15 protein-coding genes are annotated in these 16,525 nt (G+C 67.6%); 3 read left to right on the plus strand and 12 right to left on the minus strand.

Translation table 11 applies throughout. The annotated features are described in order from the left end of the window. Positions 1–18: 18 nt before the first annotated feature. The 4 genes from VGN82_RS24700 to recA all read right to left on the minus strand — a co-directional run bounded on the left by VGN82_RS24700 (position 19) and on the right by recA (position 5,803). Positions 19–657 carry a hypothetical protein gene (locus VGN82_RS24700; RefSeq protein WP_327529717.1) on the minus strand — a complete coding sequence of 213 codons (639 nt, stop codon included), beginning with the start codon at positions 655–657 and terminating at the stop codon, positions 19–21. After that, positions 654–1,814 (minus strand): cyclic nucleotide-gated ion channel, encoded by a 1,161-nt coding sequence (locus VGN82_RS24705; protein WP_327529718.1) that lies wholly within the window; start codon positions 1,812–1,814, stop codon positions 654–656. The genes VGN82_RS24700 and VGN82_RS24705 overlap by 4 nt, the downstream gene beginning before the upstream one ends. A gap of 7 nt (positions 1,815–1,821) precedes the next feature. Continuing rightward, positions 1,822–4,464 carry an alanine--tRNA ligase gene (gene alaS, locus VGN82_RS24710; protein WP_327529719.1) on the minus strand — a complete coding sequence of 881 codons (2,643 nt, stop codon included), beginning with the start codon at positions 4,462–4,464 and terminating at the stop codon, positions 1,822–1,824. 253 nt (positions 4,465–4,717) lie between these two features. Then, positions 4,718–5,803 (minus strand): recombinase RecA, encoded by a 1,086-nt coding sequence (recA, locus tag VGN82_RS24715; protein ID WP_327529720.1) that lies wholly within the window; start codon positions 5,801–5,803, stop codon positions 4,718–4,720. Positions 5,804–6,092: 289 nt separating this feature from the next. Here recA and VGN82_RS24720 point away from each other — a divergent pair, with 289 nt between their 5' ends. Beyond that, positions 6,093–7,403 carry an MFS transporter gene (locus VGN82_RS24720; protein ID WP_327529721.1) on the plus strand — a complete coding sequence of 437 codons (1,311 nt, stop codon included), beginning with the start codon at positions 6,093–6,095 and terminating at the stop codon, positions 7,401–7,403. A 14-nt stretch (positions 7,404–7,417) separates the two neighbouring features. Here the strand turns inward: VGN82_RS24720 and VGN82_RS24725 are convergent, their stop codons facing one another. The 8 genes from VGN82_RS24725 to flgB all read right to left on the minus strand — a co-directional run bounded on the left by VGN82_RS24725 (position 7,418) and on the right by flgB (position 13,972). Next, complete coding sequence (locus VGN82_RS24725; protein ID WP_327529722.1) at positions 7,418–7,921, minus strand: hypothetical protein; 504 nt, start codon at positions 7,919–7,921, stop codon at positions 7,418–7,420. A 16-nt stretch (positions 7,922–7,937) separates the two neighbouring features. Continuing rightward, positions 7,938–10,448 (minus strand): cell cycle histidine kinase CckA, encoded by a 2,511-nt coding sequence (cckA, locus tag VGN82_RS24730; protein ID WP_327529723.1) that lies wholly within the window; start codon positions 10,446–10,448, stop codon positions 7,938–7,940. A 115-nt stretch (positions 10,449–10,563) separates the two neighbouring features. Then, positions 10,564–11,631, minus strand: coding sequence for a flagellar biosynthesis protein FlhB (gene flhB, locus VGN82_RS24735; RefSeq protein WP_327529724.1), 1,068 nt, complete (start codon positions 11,629–11,631; stop codon positions 10,564–10,566). 6 nt (positions 11,632–11,637) lie between these two features. After that, entirely contained in the window at positions 11,638–12,396 is a 759-nt protein-coding gene (gene fliR, locus VGN82_RS24740) for a flagellar biosynthetic protein FliR (protein ID WP_327529955.1), read from the minus strand. Positions 12,397–12,476: 80 nt separating this feature from the next. Then, positions 12,477–12,743 carry a flagellar biosynthesis protein FliQ gene (fliQ, locus tag VGN82_RS24745; RefSeq protein ID WP_108048817.1) on the minus strand — a complete coding sequence of 89 codons (267 nt, stop codon included), beginning with the start codon at positions 12,741–12,743 and terminating at the stop codon, positions 12,477–12,479. 22 nt (positions 12,744–12,765) lie between these two features. Continuing rightward, a complete protein-coding gene (locus VGN82_RS24750; protein WP_327529725.1) occupies positions 12,766–13,089 on the minus strand; it encodes a flagellar hook-basal body complex protein FliE in 324 nt (107 codons plus the stop codon). A gap of 14 nt (positions 13,090–13,103) precedes the next feature. Further along, a complete protein-coding gene (gene flgC, locus VGN82_RS24755; protein ID WP_327529726.1) occupies positions 13,104–13,514 on the minus strand; it encodes a flagellar basal body rod protein FlgC in 411 nt (136 codons plus the stop codon). A gap of 53 nt (positions 13,515–13,567) precedes the next feature. After that, positions 13,568–13,972: a flagellar basal body rod protein FlgB gene (gene flgB, locus VGN82_RS24760; protein ID WP_327529727.1), complete on the minus strand. Its 405-nt coding sequence runs from the start codon at positions 13,970–13,972 to the stop codon at positions 13,568–13,570. 226 nt (positions 13,973–14,198) lie between these two features. Here flgB and VGN82_RS24765 point away from each other — a divergent pair, with 226 nt between their 5' ends. Together VGN82_RS24765 and fliP are read left to right on the plus strand one after the other, a co-directional pair. Continuing rightward, positions 14,199–15,590, plus strand: a complete 1,392-nt coding sequence (locus tag VGN82_RS24765) for a hypothetical protein (RefSeq protein ID WP_327529728.1) — start codon at positions 14,199–14,201, stop codon at positions 15,588–15,590. A 127-nt stretch (positions 15,591–15,717) separates the two neighbouring features. Continuing rightward, complete coding sequence (fliP, locus tag VGN82_RS24770) at positions 15,718–16,518, plus strand: flagellar type III secretion system pore protein FliP (RefSeq protein ID WP_327529729.1); 801 nt, start codon at positions 15,718–15,720, stop codon at positions 16,516–16,518. Positions 16,519–16,525: the final 7 nt, after the last annotated feature.

A 16,525-nucleotide genomic window follows, 5' to 3' on the forward strand; every position in this document is an offset into this window, starting at 1 on the left:
GGCGGCCGTTCCGCGCCTCTATTCCACCACAAGCGGCCGTCGCGCGAGGATCCGCAGTCCCGAGACCGGGGCGTCCATGACGTAGCGAAGTTCATAGAGGCCGGGCTGATCCGGTGCCTCGAGTCTCGCTTCGACGTTCTCGACCGGGAAGAAGGACGGGCCGCTGGCCTCCGGCGCAACGTCAGAGGCCACCAGCACCACCCGGTCGCGCTCGCCATTGGGGCCGATGCCTCGGACGGGGAAGTCTGTGCCGCGCTTGACGCGATCGGGCGCGGCCAGCGTTGCCTCCGGAGGCGTCGTGACCAGCGGCTGTGCAACCAGGATTGCGGGCGCGCCGTCCTGATCCCTCGTCAGGCGCAGCTCGTAGCCGCCGGGCTCTCCGGGGACGGGAAGGCTGACGGACGCCCTGCCGCCGAGTTCGACCACGACGATGGCGGCAGTCGGTGGATCGGTCGGTCGAGCAATGGCGACCCGCGCGCCGGGTGGCGCCCGGCTGACCAGGACGCTCAGGATCGAGCCTGCCATGAGGCTGCGCGAGGCGGAGATCGCAGGGCCCGATGGCTGCGGCGGCCGTTGCGGGCGCTGCGCCTGAGCCGGGGACCAGGCCGTAAGCGGGGCCAACAGCAGCGCCAGCCCGATGAGCGCGCGCCGTCTCATGCCCGCGCCAGCGCCCGGATATGGGCGGCAAGCTTGGGGCTGCGCGCCGTCAGAGCCCGAAAGTCGATCTGGTCGAGAACCAGGAGCTTGGTCGGAGCGGTCGCGACGGCTGCGTTCACGCCGGAGGAATGACTGGTGATCGCGACGTCGTCCAGGGTCAGAGCGCCGAAGAAGTGGCCCTCGTCCAGTTTCTCCTGGCCATCGGGCAGAGAGATTTCGACCTCGCCGCTGGCGACGAAATAGAATGCCTGAAGCGGTTCGCCTTCATGTGTCACCACCACCCCGTTCCTGACGGTCCGGGCGCGTAGGAACTGCATCACCTCGGCAATCTCGGCCGCGTCGAGCTGGCCGAACAGCGGCACCCGGGCGATCATGCTCCAGGTCACGACGAATTCGCGGCGGTGGATCTCCTGGGCGAAGGCCGTCGCGACGATGCCGACGGGCAGCGCCAGCATGACGAGGCCGAGCACGGCGGTGACGGCGGCGACCGCCTTGCCCGGCGCCGTGATGGGGAAGGCATCGCCATAGCCGACCGTCGTCAGGGTGATGATCGACCACCACATCGCGTCGGGGATCGTGCCGAACTTTTCAGGCTGGGCCTCGTGCTCGACGAGATGCATCAGGCTCGCCGTCATCAGCATGACGCCCATCAGCACGACGAAGCAGGCGAAGAGGGCCTTGCGCTCGGCGGAAAGTGCCGCCGCAAGCGAGGCCATCCCCGGCGAGTAGCGCCCGAGTTTGAAGAAGCGGAGCAGCCGCAGCAGGAGCAGGACCTTCAGTTCGCCGAGGCCGAAGAAGGCAAATGCGAGGGGCAGCGTGGCCAAGAGATCGATGATCGCCGGTGCCGACATGGCATAGGCGAGCCGCGCGCGGGCAGGACTCAGCGAACGATAGCGCGCATGCTCGGGTGCGACCCAGAGGCGGGCGAGATATTCCAGCGTGAAGATGGCGAGCGAGGCCGCTTCCAGGGCCTGGAAGGCAGGGCCGAAGCGCTGAGCCAAGTCCGGGATCGATTCCAGCACGATCGCGACGACATTGACGCAGATCAGCAGGACGAGGCCGTGATGGATCCACCGCGCCACGGCGTCGTCGCCGGCGCCATGATCGATCCAGAGGTGAAGCTGGCGCCGCCATCCCGCGAGAGAAGCGGCGCCCATGCGCGCCTCAGCCCATCGCCGCGGCGACGGCATCGAGCGCAGCCTGCGCCTTCGTGCCGTCGGGCCCGCCGGCCTGCGCCATGTCGCGCCGCCCGCCGCCGCCCTTGCCGCCGAGCTGCTCGGAGCCGGCCCGCACCAGGGCGACCGCGTCGAAGCGCTCGGTCAGGTCGGCGGTGACGCCGACGACGATGCCGGCCTTGCCATCCTCGGCCACGCCGACGATCGCGACGACGCCGGAGCCAACCCGCGCCTTGCCCTCGTCGACCAGGCTCTTCAGGTCCTTCATCTCGACGCCGGTGACGGCCCGCGCCAAAAGCTTCGCGCCGCCGATCTCCTGGATCGGATCCTCGGACGCGCCGCCGCCGCCCATGGCGAGCTTCTTGCGGGCATCGGACAGGTCGCGCTCGAGCTTACGGCGCTCCTCGATCAGTGCGGTGAGGCGGTTGCCGGCCTCAGCGGCTGGGACCTTGAGCAGGCTCGCCAGCCCGTCGAGCAGGCGCGACTCCTCGTTGAGGCGCAGGCGCGCGCCATTGCCGGTCATGGCCTCGAGCCGGCGCACGCCGGCTGCGACGGCGCTCTCACCGACGACACTGACGAGACCGATATCGCCGGTGCGTACCGCATGGGTGCCGCCGCAGAGCTCGACCGAGAAGGCGCGGCCGCCCGGGTTCGTTCCCATCGTGACGACGCGAACCTCCTCGCCATATTTCTCGCCGAAGAGGGCGCGGGCGCCTGAAGCGATCGCCTCGTCGACGCTCATCAGCCGGGTCGTGACCGGCTCGTTCTTCAGCACGATCGCGTTGGCGATCTCCTCGACCTCGCGCAGCTCCTCGTCGCTGATCGGCTTGGGATGCGAGAAGTCGAAGCGCAGCCGGTCGGGCGAGACGAGAGAGCCCTTCTGCGCGACATGGTCGCCGAGGACGAGCCGCAGCGCCTCATGCAGCAGATGGGTCGCGGAGTGATTGGCGCGGATCGCGCTGCGGCGGGCATGGTCGACGACGAGCTCGACCGGCTGGCCGAGCTTGAGCTCGCCTTGCTTCACCGTGACGGCATGGGCGAAGACGTCGCCGAGCTTCTTCTGGACATCGCTGACCTCGACGACCGTGTCCGCCGCCCGGATCGTGCCGGCGTCGCCGATCTGACCGCCCGACTCGCCATAGAAGGGCGTCTGGTTGACGGTGACGAAGCCGCTCTCGCCAGCCTTCAGCGACTGGACCTCGGCATTGTCGCGGATCAGCGCGGTGACGACACCTTCGGCGGTCTCGGTGTCGTAGCCGAGGAACTCGGTCGCGCCGACGCGGTCCTTGAGCGGGAACCAGAGCTTCTCGGTCGCGGCTTCGCCGGTCCCGGCCCAGGCGGCGCGCGCCTTGGCCTTCTGCTGCTGCATCGCCGCATCGAAGCCGTCGGTATCGACCGAAATGTTGCGGGCGCGCAGCGCGTCCTGCGTCAGGTCGAGCGGGAAGCCATAGGTGTCGTAGAGGGTGAAGGCGACGTCGCCTTTCAGGCTCTGGCCCGCGACCAGATCCTTCGCCGCGTCGTCGAGCAGGTTGAGGCCGCGCGCCAGCGTGGTGCGGAAGCGGGTCTCCTCGAGCAGCAGCGTCTCGGTGATCAGCGCCTCGGCGCGCAGCAGCTCGGGATAGGCACGGCCCATCTCGCGGGTCAGAACCGGCACCAGCCTGTGCAGCAAGGGCTCCTTGGCACCGAGCAGCTGGGCGTGGCGCATGCCGCGGCGCATGATCCGGCGCAGCACATAGCCGCGGCCCTCGTTGGAGGGCAGCACGCCGTCGGCGATCAGGAAGGCCGAGCAGCGCAGATGGTCGGCGATGACGCGATGGCTCGCCTTCATCGGCCCGTCGGAGGCGACCGATGTCATGTCGGCGATGGCGCTGATCAGAGCCGCGAACAGGTCGATCGAGTAGTTGTCATGCGTGCCCTGGAGCACGGCCGCGATGCGCTCGAGGCCCATGCCGGTGTCGATCGAGGGGCGCGGCAGGTTCGTCCGGACGCCGCCGGCCGCTTCCTCATACTGCATGAAGACGAGATTCCAGATCTCGATGAAGCGGTCGCCGTCCTCGTCGGGCGAGCCGGGGGGGCCGCCGGGGATATGGTCGCCATGATCGTAGAAGATCTCGGAGCAGGGGCCGCAGGGGCCGGTGTCGCCCATGCGCCAGAAATTGTCCGAGGTCGGGATGCGGATGATCCTGCTGTCGGGCAGGCCGGCGATCTTCTTCCAGAGGGCGTGCGCCTCGTCGTCCTCGGAATAGACGGTGACGGTCAGCTTCTCCTTCGGCAGGCCGAATTCGCGCGTGACCAGCGTCCAGGCGTGGGTGATCGCCTGTTCCTTGAAATAGTCGCCGAAGGAGAAGTTCCCCAGCATCTCGAAGAAGGTGTGGTGGCGGGCGGTGTAGCCGACATTGTCGAGGTCGTTGTGCTTGCCGCCGGCGCGAACGCACTTCTGCGCCGTGGTGGCGCGAACGTAGGGGCGCTTCTCCTGGCCGGTGAAGACGTTCTTGAACTGCACCATGCCCGAATTGGCGAACATCAGCGTCGGGTCGTTGCGCGGCACGAGCGGGCTCGACGGCACGATCTCGTGGCCCTGGGACTTGAAGTAGTCGAGGAAGGTCGACCGGATATCGTTGACGCCGCTCATCGCTGTTCGAACTCTTGCTTCATCGGGCTTCCGTCCGGGCCGGGCCGGCGGTTTCAAGCGTTCTAGTGAGGCCGCTTGCCGCTGTCGAGAGATTGCGGGCTGCCAACGTCTTGAGCCGAAACGAAAACGGGCGGCCGATGGGGCCGCCCGTGCTTCTCAGGACGTCATTCTCGAGCGAAGCGAAGCGTAGACCCGAGAATCTCTTGCAGGCGATGCTCGGGGCAAGCCCGAGCATGCCGCCTGCGGGAACGGCTCAGGCCTCGCCCTCGTCGAGGTCGTCGTCCGTCGGTGTCGCCTGGTCGAGGATGCGGTCGGCCACGAGGCCGGAATTCTGCCGGATTGTCGCCTCGATCTTGGCCGCGACCTCGGGATTGGCCTTGAGGAAGGACTTGGCGTTCTCGCGGCCCTGGCCAAGGCGCTGGCTGTCGAAGGAGAACCAGGCGCCGGCCTTCTCGACCATGCCGGCCTTGACGCCGAGGTCGATCAACTCGCCGACCTTGGAGATACCCTCGCCGAACATGATGTCGAACTCGACCTGCTTGAAAGGCGGCGCGACCTTGTTCTTCACGACCTTGACGCGGACCTGGTTGCCGGTCGCCTCGTCACGCTCCTTCAGCGTGGAGATGCGGCGGATGTCGAGGCGGACCGAGGCGTAGAACTTCAGCGCGTTGCCGCCGGTCGTCGTCTCGGGCGAGCCGTACATGACGCCGATCTTCATGCGGATCTGGTTGATGAAGATGACCATGCAGTTCGACCGCGAGATCGAGGCGGTCAGCTTGCGCAGCGCCTGGCTCATCAGACGGGCCTGGAGGCCGGGCTGGACGTCACCCATCTCGCCCTCGATCTCGGCGCGCGGCGTCAGGGCCGCGACCGAGTCGACAACCAGCACGTCGATCGCGCCCGAGCGGACGAGGGTGTCAGTGATCTCCAGTGCCTGCTCGCCGGTGTCCGGCTGCGAGATCAGAAGGTCGTCGAGATTGACCCCGAGCTTGCGGGCATAGACCGGATCGAGCGCATGCTCGGCGTCGACGAAGGCGCAGACGCCGCCCTTCTTCTGGGCCTCGGCGATGGTGTGCAGCGCCAGCGTGGTCTTGCCGGAGGATTCGGGACCGTAGATCTCGACGATGCGGCCCTTGGGCAGGCCGCCGACGCCGAGCGCGATGTCGAGGCCGAGCGAGCCGGTCGAAATCGTCTCGATCTCGATCGCCTGCTGGTTCTTGCCCAGCCGCATGATCGAGCCCTTGCCGAAGGCGCGCTCGATCTGGGAGAGCGCCGCATCCAGCGCCTTGGCCTTGTCCATCGAGGAACCTTCCACCAGCTTGAGATTCGCCTGACTCACGATTTGCGCTCCTTATGGCAGGGGCGCAGGGACATCTCAATCCGCGCCGGTGAATGCAGATTGGTCATGGTTTGTTCCTGTTCGCAAGTTCTTTTTCTGTTCTTGTTTTGCGAGCCCTGACAGGAGTTGTCAGGAGTGTCAGTTGCATGCGTCAGGAGCGCTTGGGTTGAATTGTTCTTGGCTCGTCATGCCTCTTGCGCATGTCGAGTGAGCTTCATGTCGTTGGCGCAGCGTTCCACATTCTGTTAATTGCGCCGCCTCCCTGCGAATTTTTCGAAAGTTTCGTTTCGTGTCCTCTCCATCCCAATCGGCGCCGGCCAATTCGCCGCGCCGGGTGCTGTTCGCCAGCCTGATCGGCACTACGATCGAGTTCTTCGACTTCTACATCTATGCGACCGCCGCGGTGATCGTGTTCCCGAAACTGTTCTTCGCCGCTGGCGACCCGACCTCGGCGATGCTGCAGTCCTTCGCGACCTTCGCGATCGCCTTCTTCGCCCGGCCGATCGGGGCGGCGCTGTTCGGCCATTTCGGCGACCGCGTCGGCCGCAAGGCGACGCTTGTCGCGGCGCTGATGACGATGGGGCTGTCGACGGTGGCGATCGGGTTGTTGCCGACCTATGCGCAGCTCGGCCTCGTCGCCCCGCTGCTGCTGGCGCTGTGCCGGCTCGGCCAGGGGCTCGGGCTCGGCGGCGAATGGGGCGGGGCGGTCCTGCTCGCGACCGAGAACGCGCCTCCCGGCAAGGAGGCCTGGTACGGCATGTTCCCCCAGCTCGGCGCGCCGATCGGCTTCATCCTGGCCACCGGCAGCTTCCTGCTGCTGGGGGATGTCCTGAGCGATGAGCAGTTCTTCACCTGGGGCTGGCGGATTCCATTCATTGCCAGCGCGCTGCTCGTCTTCATGGGCCTCTATGTCCGGCTGAAGATCAGCGAGACGCCAGCCTTCCAGAAGGCGCTGGACAAGCATGAACGCGTGCGCGTGCCCCTCGTCAGCGTTTTCGCACAGCACAAGCTGCCCTTGCTGCTGGGCACGATCGCGGCGGTGGCGACTTTCGTTCTCTTCTACATCATGACGGTGTTCTCGCTGAGCTGGGCGACGACCAAGCTGGGCTATAGCCGCAACGTCTTCCTGCCGGTGCAGATGGCGGGCGTTGTGTTCTTCGGCCTGGCGATCCCCGGCTCGGCCGTGATCGCCGATCGTTTCGGCCGTCGCTGGACGCTGATCGGCACCACGATTGCCATCGCGCTCTTCGGCTTCCTGGTCGCGCCGCTCTTCGTGCCCGACAGCGTTGCGAGCGTGCTGTTGTTCTCGGTTATCGGCTTTGGGTTGATGGGGCTGACCTATGGCCCTCTCGGCACGGCGCTGGCCGAGATCTTCCCGACCGCGGTGCGCTACACCGGCGCCTCGCTCACCTTCAACCTGGGCGGCATCGTCGGCGCCTCGCTCGCGCCCTATATCGCGACATGGCTGGCGACCCATTACGGCCTTGCTCATGTCGGCTACTACCTGTCGGCGGCCTCGGTGCTGACGATCCTGGCTCTGCTGGCGATCGGCTCACCGGTCCGCGACACCGCGGCCTCGCCGGCTGCCGCCGCGCACTGAGCGCGGGACTGGGTTCAGAGCTTCGGCGGCAGCTGCAAGGCGCCGCCGAGGCGTTCCAGTTCTAGCGTGTAGCAGTAGAGCGAGAACAGGATCGCGATCAGCACGGCGCCCCGCCAGGCGATGGCGAGCGGGGCGAGCGCCAGCTCCGGCGCGTGGCGCAGGAAGTAGACCGAGAACAGCGCACCGCCGAAGATGAAGCCGAGCCGGCTGGCGAAGGCGAGGAGATGGCCGAGCGGGATGTTCCTGTAGCTCGCGGGCACCGGCACATTGCGCAGGCGGTACCAATAGCAGGCCTGGCCGAGCGCAGCGGCGCTCACGATCGGGATCAGGGACCCAGGCTTGGCGGCGTTGTGCGCGCCGATGTTCTCGATCAGGAGGCGAAAGCCGGCATGGATGTTCGCGAGCACGACCGCGGCGCAGGCGGTCTGTGCGCCGAGCAGCAGAGCGTAATGCAGCAGCTTGCGGCCGGTCATGGCGTGCGGCCCATAGGATTGGCTCCCGCCCAGCCCAGTCCGCATCGGCCGGACGTCCTGCTCACCCCATCGCCGCCTTCACCGTCTCCACGAGCTGCTTCATCGTGAAGGGCTTGGGCAGGAACTGGAAATCCTCGCCCTCGGGCAGGTTCTTGCGGAAGGCCTCCTCGGCATAGCCGGAGACGAAGACCACCTTGGTCGCGGGGTTGCGCTTGCGCAGCTCGCCGAGCAGGGTCGGACCGTCCATCTCGGGCATCACCACGTCGGAGACGACGAGGTCGACCTTGCCGTCCTCGGCGAGGAAGAGGTCGAGCGCCTCGACGCCGGAGGCCGCCTCGTGCACCGTGTAGCCGCGCGAGACCAGCATGCGGGCATTCAGCGCCCGCACCGCATCCTCGTCCTCGACGAGCAGGATGACGCCGGCACCGGTATGGTCGGCTGCAACCTTCTTCGGCGCCTCCTTGATGGCGACCTCGGCAGCGATCTCCTCCTCGCTCGGCACGTGGCGGGGCAGGAAGATGCGGAAGATCGTGCCACGCCCGACCACGGAGTCGCAGAAAACGAAGCCGCCGGTCTGCTTGACGATGCCGTAGACCATCGACAAGCCGAGGCCCGTGCCCTTGCCGACCTCCTTGGTGGTGAAGAAGGGCTCGAAGATCTTGTCGAGATGCTCGGGCGCGATGCCGGTGCCGCTGTCCTCGACTTCGAGCAGGACGTAGTCGTCTGCGGGCAGGGCGGCATGGCCGAAGCCGGCACAGTCTCCGACCGCGACATTGCGGGTCCGTACGGTCAGCTTGCCGCCGTCGGCCATGGCATCGCGCGCATTGACGGCGAGATTGACGATGACCTGTTCGAGCTGGCCGAGATCGGCCTTGACCGGCCAGAGGTCGCGGCCCTGGCGGACATCGAGCGTGACCTTGTCGGCGACGACGCGCTTCAGCATCAGCGAGAGGTCGGAGAGGACATCGCCGAGTTCGAGCACCTGCGGGCGCAGCGTCTGGCGACGCGAGAAGGCGAGCAGCTGCCGCACCAGCGCCGCGGCGCGATAGGCGTTCTGCTTGATCTGCATGATGTCGGGGAAGGAGGGGTCCGTCGGCCGGTGGCTGGCCAGCAGGAACTCCGAGGCGTTGATGATGACCTGGAGCACGTTGTTGAAGTCGTGCGCGATGCCACCGGCGAGTTGGCCGACAGCCTGCATCTTCTGGGCCTGGTCGATATTGTCCTTGAGCTTGCGCTCGGCCGTGGTCTCGAGCGCGTAGATGATCGCGCGCTCGCCGTCGGCATCCTCGCTGGCCGCGACCGGCGAGAGATAGAGCCTTGCCGAGCGGGCCTCGTCGGAAGCCAGCGTCAGGTCGAGCGGTGCGATCTCGGAGCGGCCTTCCATGGCCTCGGCCAGGGCGCGGTCGAGCCCGCCATCGGCCGCGACGAGATCGTGGATGGTGCCGGGTTGCGGACCGGGTTGCGGGCCGGCTTGGGTCAGGCGGGCGAAGGCGGCATTGGAACGTAGGATCGTGCCGGCGCGGTCGACGGTCGCGATCGCCATCGGCGTCGAATGGAAGAAGCGTGCAAAGCGAATCTCCGCCTCGCTGCCGCCGTCGGTGCCGGCTTCGCCCGGCGCACGATTCAGGACGAGGGTGCGCGACGGCCCGGCGCGCCCGTCGCTGCCGAAGGCGACCTGGTGATGCAGGCGGACCGGGAGCGGGGCCCCGTTGCGGCGCTTCAGATCGACGTCGAGCACCTCGATGCGGACATCGCCGGGCTGGCCACGGATGGCCTGAACGAGGGCGGCCGCCCCCGGCGTGGCGATGTCGTCGAGATGCAGACCGCCGGAGCCGAAGCGGGCGAGGTCGAAATCGAGCCAGCCGGAGAGCGTCGCGTTGAGATAGGAGACCTCGCCATCGGCGTCGATCGAGACGAAGCCGGCCGGGGCATGGTCGAGATAGTCGATCGCGTGCTGGAGCTCCTGGAAGGCGTTCTCCTGGCGCTCGCGTTCGGGTGTCACGTCCGACACCGCCCAGAGCGTGGCCGGCCGGCCGTCGCGGCGCACGGGCGAGACCTTGATCCGGTACCAGCCGACGGCGCCGCGGCCGTTGAGGGCGGGCTCTAGCCTGATCTCCTCGGCGAGCCTGCGGTTCTCGCGGGCTGCGGTGGCCAGGCGATAGATCGCCTCGGAGACCTCGGCGCGGCCGGTGAAGAGGCTGCCGACGGGCCGCAGGTCGCTGGCGCCGCGGGCACCCGCCAGGGCGAGATAGGCCTCGTTGGCGTAGACGATGCCGTTCTCGCCCTCGGTCACGACGACGCCTTCGTCGGCGCTGTCGACGATCGTCTTGGTCAGGTCGTTGCGGGCGGCCCGGCCGGAGAACTGGATCAGACCGACGGCAAAGGCGAAGAGGCCGAAGACGCCGACGACCGAGAGCAGCGCCAGGAGCCCGAGGATCAGGGGCTGGGCCCATTCATGAGCGATGAAGCCGAGCGCGATCGCGGCGCCGACGAGCAGCCCCGCGACGAGCAGGATGATGCCGATATGGCCCGGCTTGTCGGAGCGATCGATCGCAGTCGTGGTGCCGCCCATTGCGGTGTGGTCCGTCCCGTTGCTGCCGAGCCGCCGCGATGGCGGACTCGCGCGCGTAGTCAGATGCGTGATGCCGAAAACCGGTTCCCACTTTTCGATATCACGCTCAAGCGAGTTAGGCGCGCCGCCCCTTCAGGCGCAAGACGTATCCGATCACTTCGGCCACCGCCTGGTAGTGTTCGACAGGAATTTCTTCGTCGATCTCCACCGTGGCGTAGAGAGCACGCGCCAGAGGCACGTTCTCGACGATCGGGACGCTGTGCTCGCCGGCAACCTCGCGGATCTTCAAGGCGACCGCGTCGACGCCCTTGGCGAGGCAGAGCGGCGCCGCCATGCCGGGCTCGTATTGCAGCGCGACGGCATAGTGGGTTGGGTTGGTGATGATCACGGTCGCCTTCGGCACGGCCGCCATCATGCGTCGGCGCGAGCGCTCGGAGCGGATCTGGCGCAGCTTCGCCTTGACCTCGGGATTGCCTTCCGAGTTCTTGTATTCGTCCTTGAGCTCCTGCTTCGTCATCTTCTGGCGCTGGTACCAGGTGAAGCGCTGCCAGCCGAAATCGCCGAGCGCGATGATGGCGAAGAGGGCGAGCGCGCTGGCCATGAGCTTGATCGCAAGGACGAGAGTGGCCGGCAGCACAGCGGCGACATTCATCTGCGCGAAGCCCTCGAGCCGGTCGTGCTCGGCCCACAGCGTCGTCCACAGCACCGCGCCGACCAGCCCGGTCTTGGCGAGGCCCTTGGCGAAATTGACCCAGGCCTCCTTACCGAACATCCGCTTGGCGCCCGCCATCGGCGAGATCCGGCTGAATTTCGGCATCAGCGGGTCGAAGGTCCAGAGCGGCTTGTGCTGTATCATCGCGCCCGCCAGCGCGGCGCAAAGGATGAAGGCAAAGGGCAGGCCCAGCGCGGCAAAGCCAGTCATGACGCCCTGCTCGGCGACATTGGCGAAGGACGCGCCGTCTGAGGGAACCTGATGGGCATTCATCAGGAAGGCGCGCAGCGAGAGCGCAGCATCGCGGGCCGACCAGCCGGCGCCGACGAGGAGCGCCATGGTGAAGCCGCAGAGCACGAAGAAGGTGCCGATTTCCTGCGATCTGGGGATGTCGCCTTTCTCGGTGGCCTGATCCAGCTTTCGCTGTGTCGGCTCCTCTGTTCTGTCCTCGTTGTCGGCATCCTCTGACATGTTCCGTCAGTTCCCCGTGAACTGGCGCAGGAAGCCGCCGAGGTCGTTGAGGAAGACGCTCATCATCACGCCGACGACGGCGAGCAGCACGAGCATGCCGCCGAGGATGGATGCCGGCACCGCGAGGAAAAAGACCTGGAGCTGCGGCATCATGCGCGCGAGCACGCCGAGGCCGAGATTGAAGAGCAGGCCGAAGACGATGAAGGGGGCCGAGATCTGCACCGCCAGCGCGAAGCCTTGCGCTGCGGCGCGGATCGCCAGGGTGACGACGTCGCCCATCCCCGGCACGCCGCCGGGTGGCAGCACGCGGTAGCTCTCATGGATCGCGACGATGGCGACATGATGCAGGTCGCTGGTCAGCACGAGCGTGATGCCGAGCATGGTCAAGAGGTTGCCGATGGACGGATTCTGGGTTCCGCCGGTCGGATCGACCGTCATGGCGAAGCCGAGCCCCATGGTCTGCGCCACCAGCGTGCCGGCCGTCTGCAGGCAGGCCATGACGAAGCGGGCGCAGACTCCAATGACAAGGCCGATCAGAATCTCGCTCAGGAGGAGGCTGACGACACCGGGCGTGTCGGGCGGCAGCGCCAGCAGCGGGCGCGCCATCGGGACCATCATCAGCGCGATGAAGAAGGCGAGCGAGAGCCGGGCGCGCGAAAAGATGAAGCGCTCGCCGATGCCCGGCATCAGCATGACGAGCGTCCCGACGCGCGCAAAGACGAGCACGAAGATGGCGCTGATCTCGGGCAGGATCGCGATCTGCATCGTGCCGCCGGCACTCCGCCGCCATTCCGGGCGCCGCAGGGCCGGGGCATCGCCGATGGCGAGCGCGGGTTGCAGCAGAATCATTCGCCCGTGGCGATTCGGACGGCGACGCGTCCCATATACCCCGCCAGCGCATCTCCCATGAACGGCAGAAACAGCATCAGCGCGGCGAAGACAGCGAGAATCTTCGGCACATAGACCAGGGTCTGCTCCTGGATCTGGGTCAGCGCCTGCACCAGCGAGACAGCCAGGCCGACGATGAGCGCGACCATCATCAGCGGCCCACCCGCCTTGAGAAACACCATGATGCCGTCGCGGGCGACGTCGAGGATGGCTCCGGAAGTCATGTTCTCGTCCTGAAAAGCCGGATCAGACCGGCATGCGCATGATTTCTTCATAGGCCGCGATGACGCGGTCGCGGACTGCGACCAGCGTTTCGATCGCAGCCTCGCTCTCGGCCACGGCGGTGACGACGTCGACGACGTCGGCGCGCCCGGTCGCGACCGAGGCGGACTGCATGTCGGCCTTGCGGCCGGCATCGGCGGTGGCCTCGAGCGCCTTGCCGATCAGGGCCGAGAAGTCGGTGCTGCCCGATTGGGCCCCGGTCGAGGAGAGCGGCTTGCGGAGCAGATTGCCCGCGCCCAATCCCTGCGTCGATGCATAGGCGCCGGCGGCGAAGCTGGAGGTGGCCATGGCGAACGCCTCCTTCAGGCGCGCAGGATGTCGATCGTGCGCTGGATCATCCGGCGCGTCGACGAGATCAGGTTGAGGTTGGCTTCGTAGCTGCGCTGGGCCTCGCGCATGTCCATCGTCTCGATCAGCGAGTTGACGTTGGGCATCTTGACGTTGCCGCTGGCGTCGGCCGTGGGGTTGCCGGGCTCGAATTTCGTCTTGAAGGCGCTGTTGTCGCGCTGGACGCGGCCCATATCGACGACCTGCGCCTCGAGCTCGCGGTCGAAGCGGCGCTGGAAGGTCGGGATCTTGCGGCGATACGGATCGGCGCCCGCCCGCTCGGGGCCCGAATCGGCATTGGCCATGTTCTCGGCGATCACGCGCATGCGGCCGGACTGGCTGCGCAGGCCCGACGTCGCCACCGAGATGCTCTTGAGAAGATCCATCCTACCTGTTCCTTCCAGCGCGGGCCGTCAGGCCCGTCAGCAACTCAAGCTTGCTAGCGACCCTTGCCGATCGCGATCTTCATCAGGCCGAGGCCCTTGCTGTAGAGCGACGCGGCGAGCTGATAGTCCGACTGGTTCTGGGCAACCTTCGTCATCTCGTCCTCGAGATTGACCGCGTTGCCGTTGGGCGTCGTCTCGAATCGCTGCGCGCGCGCGCTGTCGAAAGTGCCGAGGCGGCCCGCCAGATCCATATGTCCCGCGCTGGTCTGGACGAGGCCGACGCTCGCCTGGCCGGCGGCGCCGATCGGCGGCTGCTTGATGTCCATCGGGCGAAAGCCCGGGCTGTCGGCGTTGGCGACATTCTCGGCCAGCACCTTTTGGCGCGTCTGATGCCACTGCATGCGGGTCTTGAGCGCGAGCATCAGGTTTCCGCCTGTCCCGAGGGCAGTGTTCGCCATGGCCGTGACCCTCCCAGTGCCGGCGTGACGCCGCAGTCCACTGGGTAAATATTGCCGGGTGCATGGTTAACGAGCGGTTAAGATCGCGGGTTTCGCCGATCCGGTTAACCACACGTTCACCATGTTTCCTGAAAGCGCGGGCGCTATGCTATAGCCAGCGTGTTCAACGTCAGGTTGGACTTATCGGCAGCCGGGGCCCGGTGCGCCGCCGCATATGAGGCAGACCTTGCAGAGCTTGTTTGGCTTCGATCTTCCGACCGCGCAAAAGTGGGTCATCGCTTTTGGCGTCATCCTGGTGCTGCTTGTGCTGCTCGGCCTGTTCGCGCGGCAGATCAAGGACGGCCGGCTGCGGCTCAAGGGGCAGGGCGGAGGCCGCACAAGGCAGCCCAGGCTCGGCGTGGTTGACATCCACGACCTCGACCGCCAGCGACAGCTCGTGCTGATCCGGCGCGACAATGTCGAGCATCTGATCATGATCGGCGGGGCGTCCGACGTCGTCGTCGAGACCAACATTGTGCGCAGCGGCGCGCGCGCCGCGATTCCGGCCCAGGCCGATCTCGGCATGCCCGAGCGGCCGCTGCCCTTCGATACGCTGGTGCCGCAGGAGCCGTTGCGCCCCGAGCCCGCCGAGGATCCGCGCCGCGGGGCGCCGCCGGCTCCGGTCGCAACGGCGCCATCGGTCATCGAGCCGCCAGTGCCGCCGGCGCCACCGGCGCCGCCGGTTCGGTCGGCCCCGCGCGGGACGCAGACATTCACGCAGGCCGAGGCTGCGGTTGCCGCGGCGGCGGCCGGTGGCATCGCCGCCATCGGCGGCGCGGCACTGGCGCGGGGGCAGGCGGCCCCGCCTCCGCCGCCGGCGCCTGCGGTGCCGCCTCCGAGCTTCACGCGCGACCATGCGCCCGCACCTGCGGCCAGCGTCGGCGAACTCGACGACATGGCCCGACAGCTCGACGAAGCGCTGAAGCGCCCGTTCTCGGCGGTGCGTCCGTCGCAGGGGCAGGCCAATATCTCCGCTGAGTCCGGCGTGGCCGTCTCGGCCGCCGAGCCCGCTCCGTCCAAGGCCGAACCGCAGGTGGAGCCGCCCCCAGCCGTGATCGTGCCGCCCGCGCCCGTCGCAGCGGGCCCCGGCCCGCGGGTGGTGCCGCTGGATGTCGAGGCGGAGCTGGAGATGGCTCTGGGCCTGAAGCCGGAACGGATCACGCCGAAGCCGCCGATCGCCGCCCCGCCGGTGTTTGCACCGTACAGCGCGCCTGCGCCGAAGCCGTTCGAGCCCGCACCGGTGGTGGTTCCCGAGCCTGTCGCCGTGGCGCCTTCCCCGGAACCCGAGCCCGAGCCAGAACCCGAGGTCGAGACCGCGCCGGAAGCCGTGGCGCCGCAACCGGGCGAGGATGAGTCCGAGGTGATCGCCGCCGAGCAGCAGGCGGACGAGCAAGAGCTGGACACCGTTCCGGAGGAGCCCGCGCCGGAGGAGCCGAAGCCTGCTCATTCGGCCCCCGAGCCCGAGCCCACGAAGCCGGAACCCGAGCCCGAGCCGAAGACGATCGACCCGTTCTCCGTCGATGCCATCGAGGCCGAGTTCGCACGACTGCTCGGGCGTGATCCGAAACCTCGCTCCTGAGCGGCGCGATCGACGGGATCGATCAACAGGATTCTGCCGGCGCGGCGCTCTGACGGTGCCGAGCCGGTTGCCGCTGGACAAGAGCCGGCCTTAGCCTCGCACCGCCCGATCATCTGAGTCGGGCGCAATGACGGCCGTGCGCGTGAACCTGACCAGCACTCCTGCGAAATGGCGTCGCCGCGCGCGGAGCGTATGGGGCGTTCCGGCTTGCCTGGCGTTGTGGGCCGCGCTGCTTAGCGTACCGGCCGGGCCGGCACTGGCGCAGACGCTATCGCTTGATCTCGGGCAGGGCGGCGGCGTTGCCGAGCGTGCGCTGCAGCTGATCGCCGTCATCACGGTCCTGTCGCTGGCGCCGTCGATCCTGATCATGGTGACGTCGTTCACCCGCATCGCGGTCGTGCTGTCGCTGCTGCGCTCGGCGCTCGGCACGCAGACCGCCCCGCCCAATGCCGTGATCATCGGGCTCGCACTGTTCCTGACCGGGTTCGTGATGGCGCCGACGCTGCGCGAGGCCTATGCCAATGCGGTGGCGCCGCTTGTCGCCGGGCAGATCCAGCCGGCCGAGGCCTATAATCGTGGCGTCGTGCCGTTCAAGACCTTCATGCTGCGCCATGTCCGCGAGAAGGATCTCGCGCTTTTCATGGAGATGTCGCGCGAGCCGCCCCCGGCAACGCCGCAGGAGGTGCAGATCCATGTGCTCGTGCCGGCCTTCATGATCTCGGAGCTGCGCCGTGCCTTCGAGATCGGCTTCCTGCTGTTTGTGCCCTTCCTGATCATCGACCTCGTCGTCGCGTCGATCCTGATGTCGGTCGGCATGATGATGTTGCCGCCGGTGACGGTGGCGCTGCCGTTCAAGCTGATCTTCTTCGTGCTCGTCGACGGCTGGGGGCTCGTGGCCGGATCGCTGGTGAAGAGTTACGGCGTCTAGGTCAGCA

It is taken from the genome of Allobosea sp., assembly GCF_035999205.1.
Lineage (GTDB): Bacteria > Pseudomonadota > Alphaproteobacteria > Rhizobiales > Beijerinckiaceae > Allobosea.

Coding starts and splice junctions, on each gene's coding strand:
- VGN82_RS24700 (WP_327529717.1), bottom strand. CDS start 657: ATGAGACGGCGCGCGCTCATCGGGCTGGCGCTGCTGTTGGCCCCGCTT.
- VGN82_RS24705 (WP_327529718.1), bottom strand. CDS start 1,814: ATGGGCGCCGCTTCTCTCGCGGGATGGCGGCGCCAGCTTCACCTCTGG.
- alaS (WP_327529719.1), bottom strand. CDS start 4,464: ATGAGCGGCGTCAACGATATCCGGTCGACCTTCCTCGACTACTTCAAG.
- VGN82_RS24725 (WP_327529722.1), bottom strand. CDS start 7,921: ATGCGGACTGGGCTGGGCGGGAGCCAATCCTATGGGCCGCACGCCATG.
- cckA (WP_327529723.1), bottom strand. CDS start 10,448: ATGGGCGGCACCACGACTGCGATCGATCGCTCCGACAAGCCGGGCCAT.
- flhB (WP_327529724.1), bottom strand. CDS start 11,631: ATGTCAGAGGATGCCGACAACGAGGACAGAACAGAGGAGCCGACACAG.
- fliR (WP_327529955.1), bottom strand. CDS start 12,396: ATGCAGATCGCGATCCTGCCCGAGATCAGCGCCATCTTCGTGCTCGTC.
- fliQ (WP_108048817.1), bottom strand. CDS start 12,743: ATGACTTCCGGAGCCATCCTCGACGTCGCCCGCGACGGCATCATGGTG.
- VGN82_RS24750 (WP_327529725.1), bottom strand. CDS start 13,089: ATGGCCACCTCCAGCTTCGCCGCCGGCGCCTATGCATCGACGCAGGGA.
- flgC (WP_327529726.1), bottom strand. CDS start 13,514: ATGGATCTTCTCAAGAGCATCTCGGTGGCGACGTCGGGCCTGCGCAGC.
- flgB (WP_327529727.1), bottom strand. CDS start 13,972: ATGGCGAACACTGCCCTCGGGACAGGCGGAAACCTGATGCTCGCGCTC.
- fliP (WP_327529729.1), top strand. CDS start 15,718: ATGACGGCCGTGCGCGTGAACCTGACCAGCACTCCTGCGAAATGGCGT.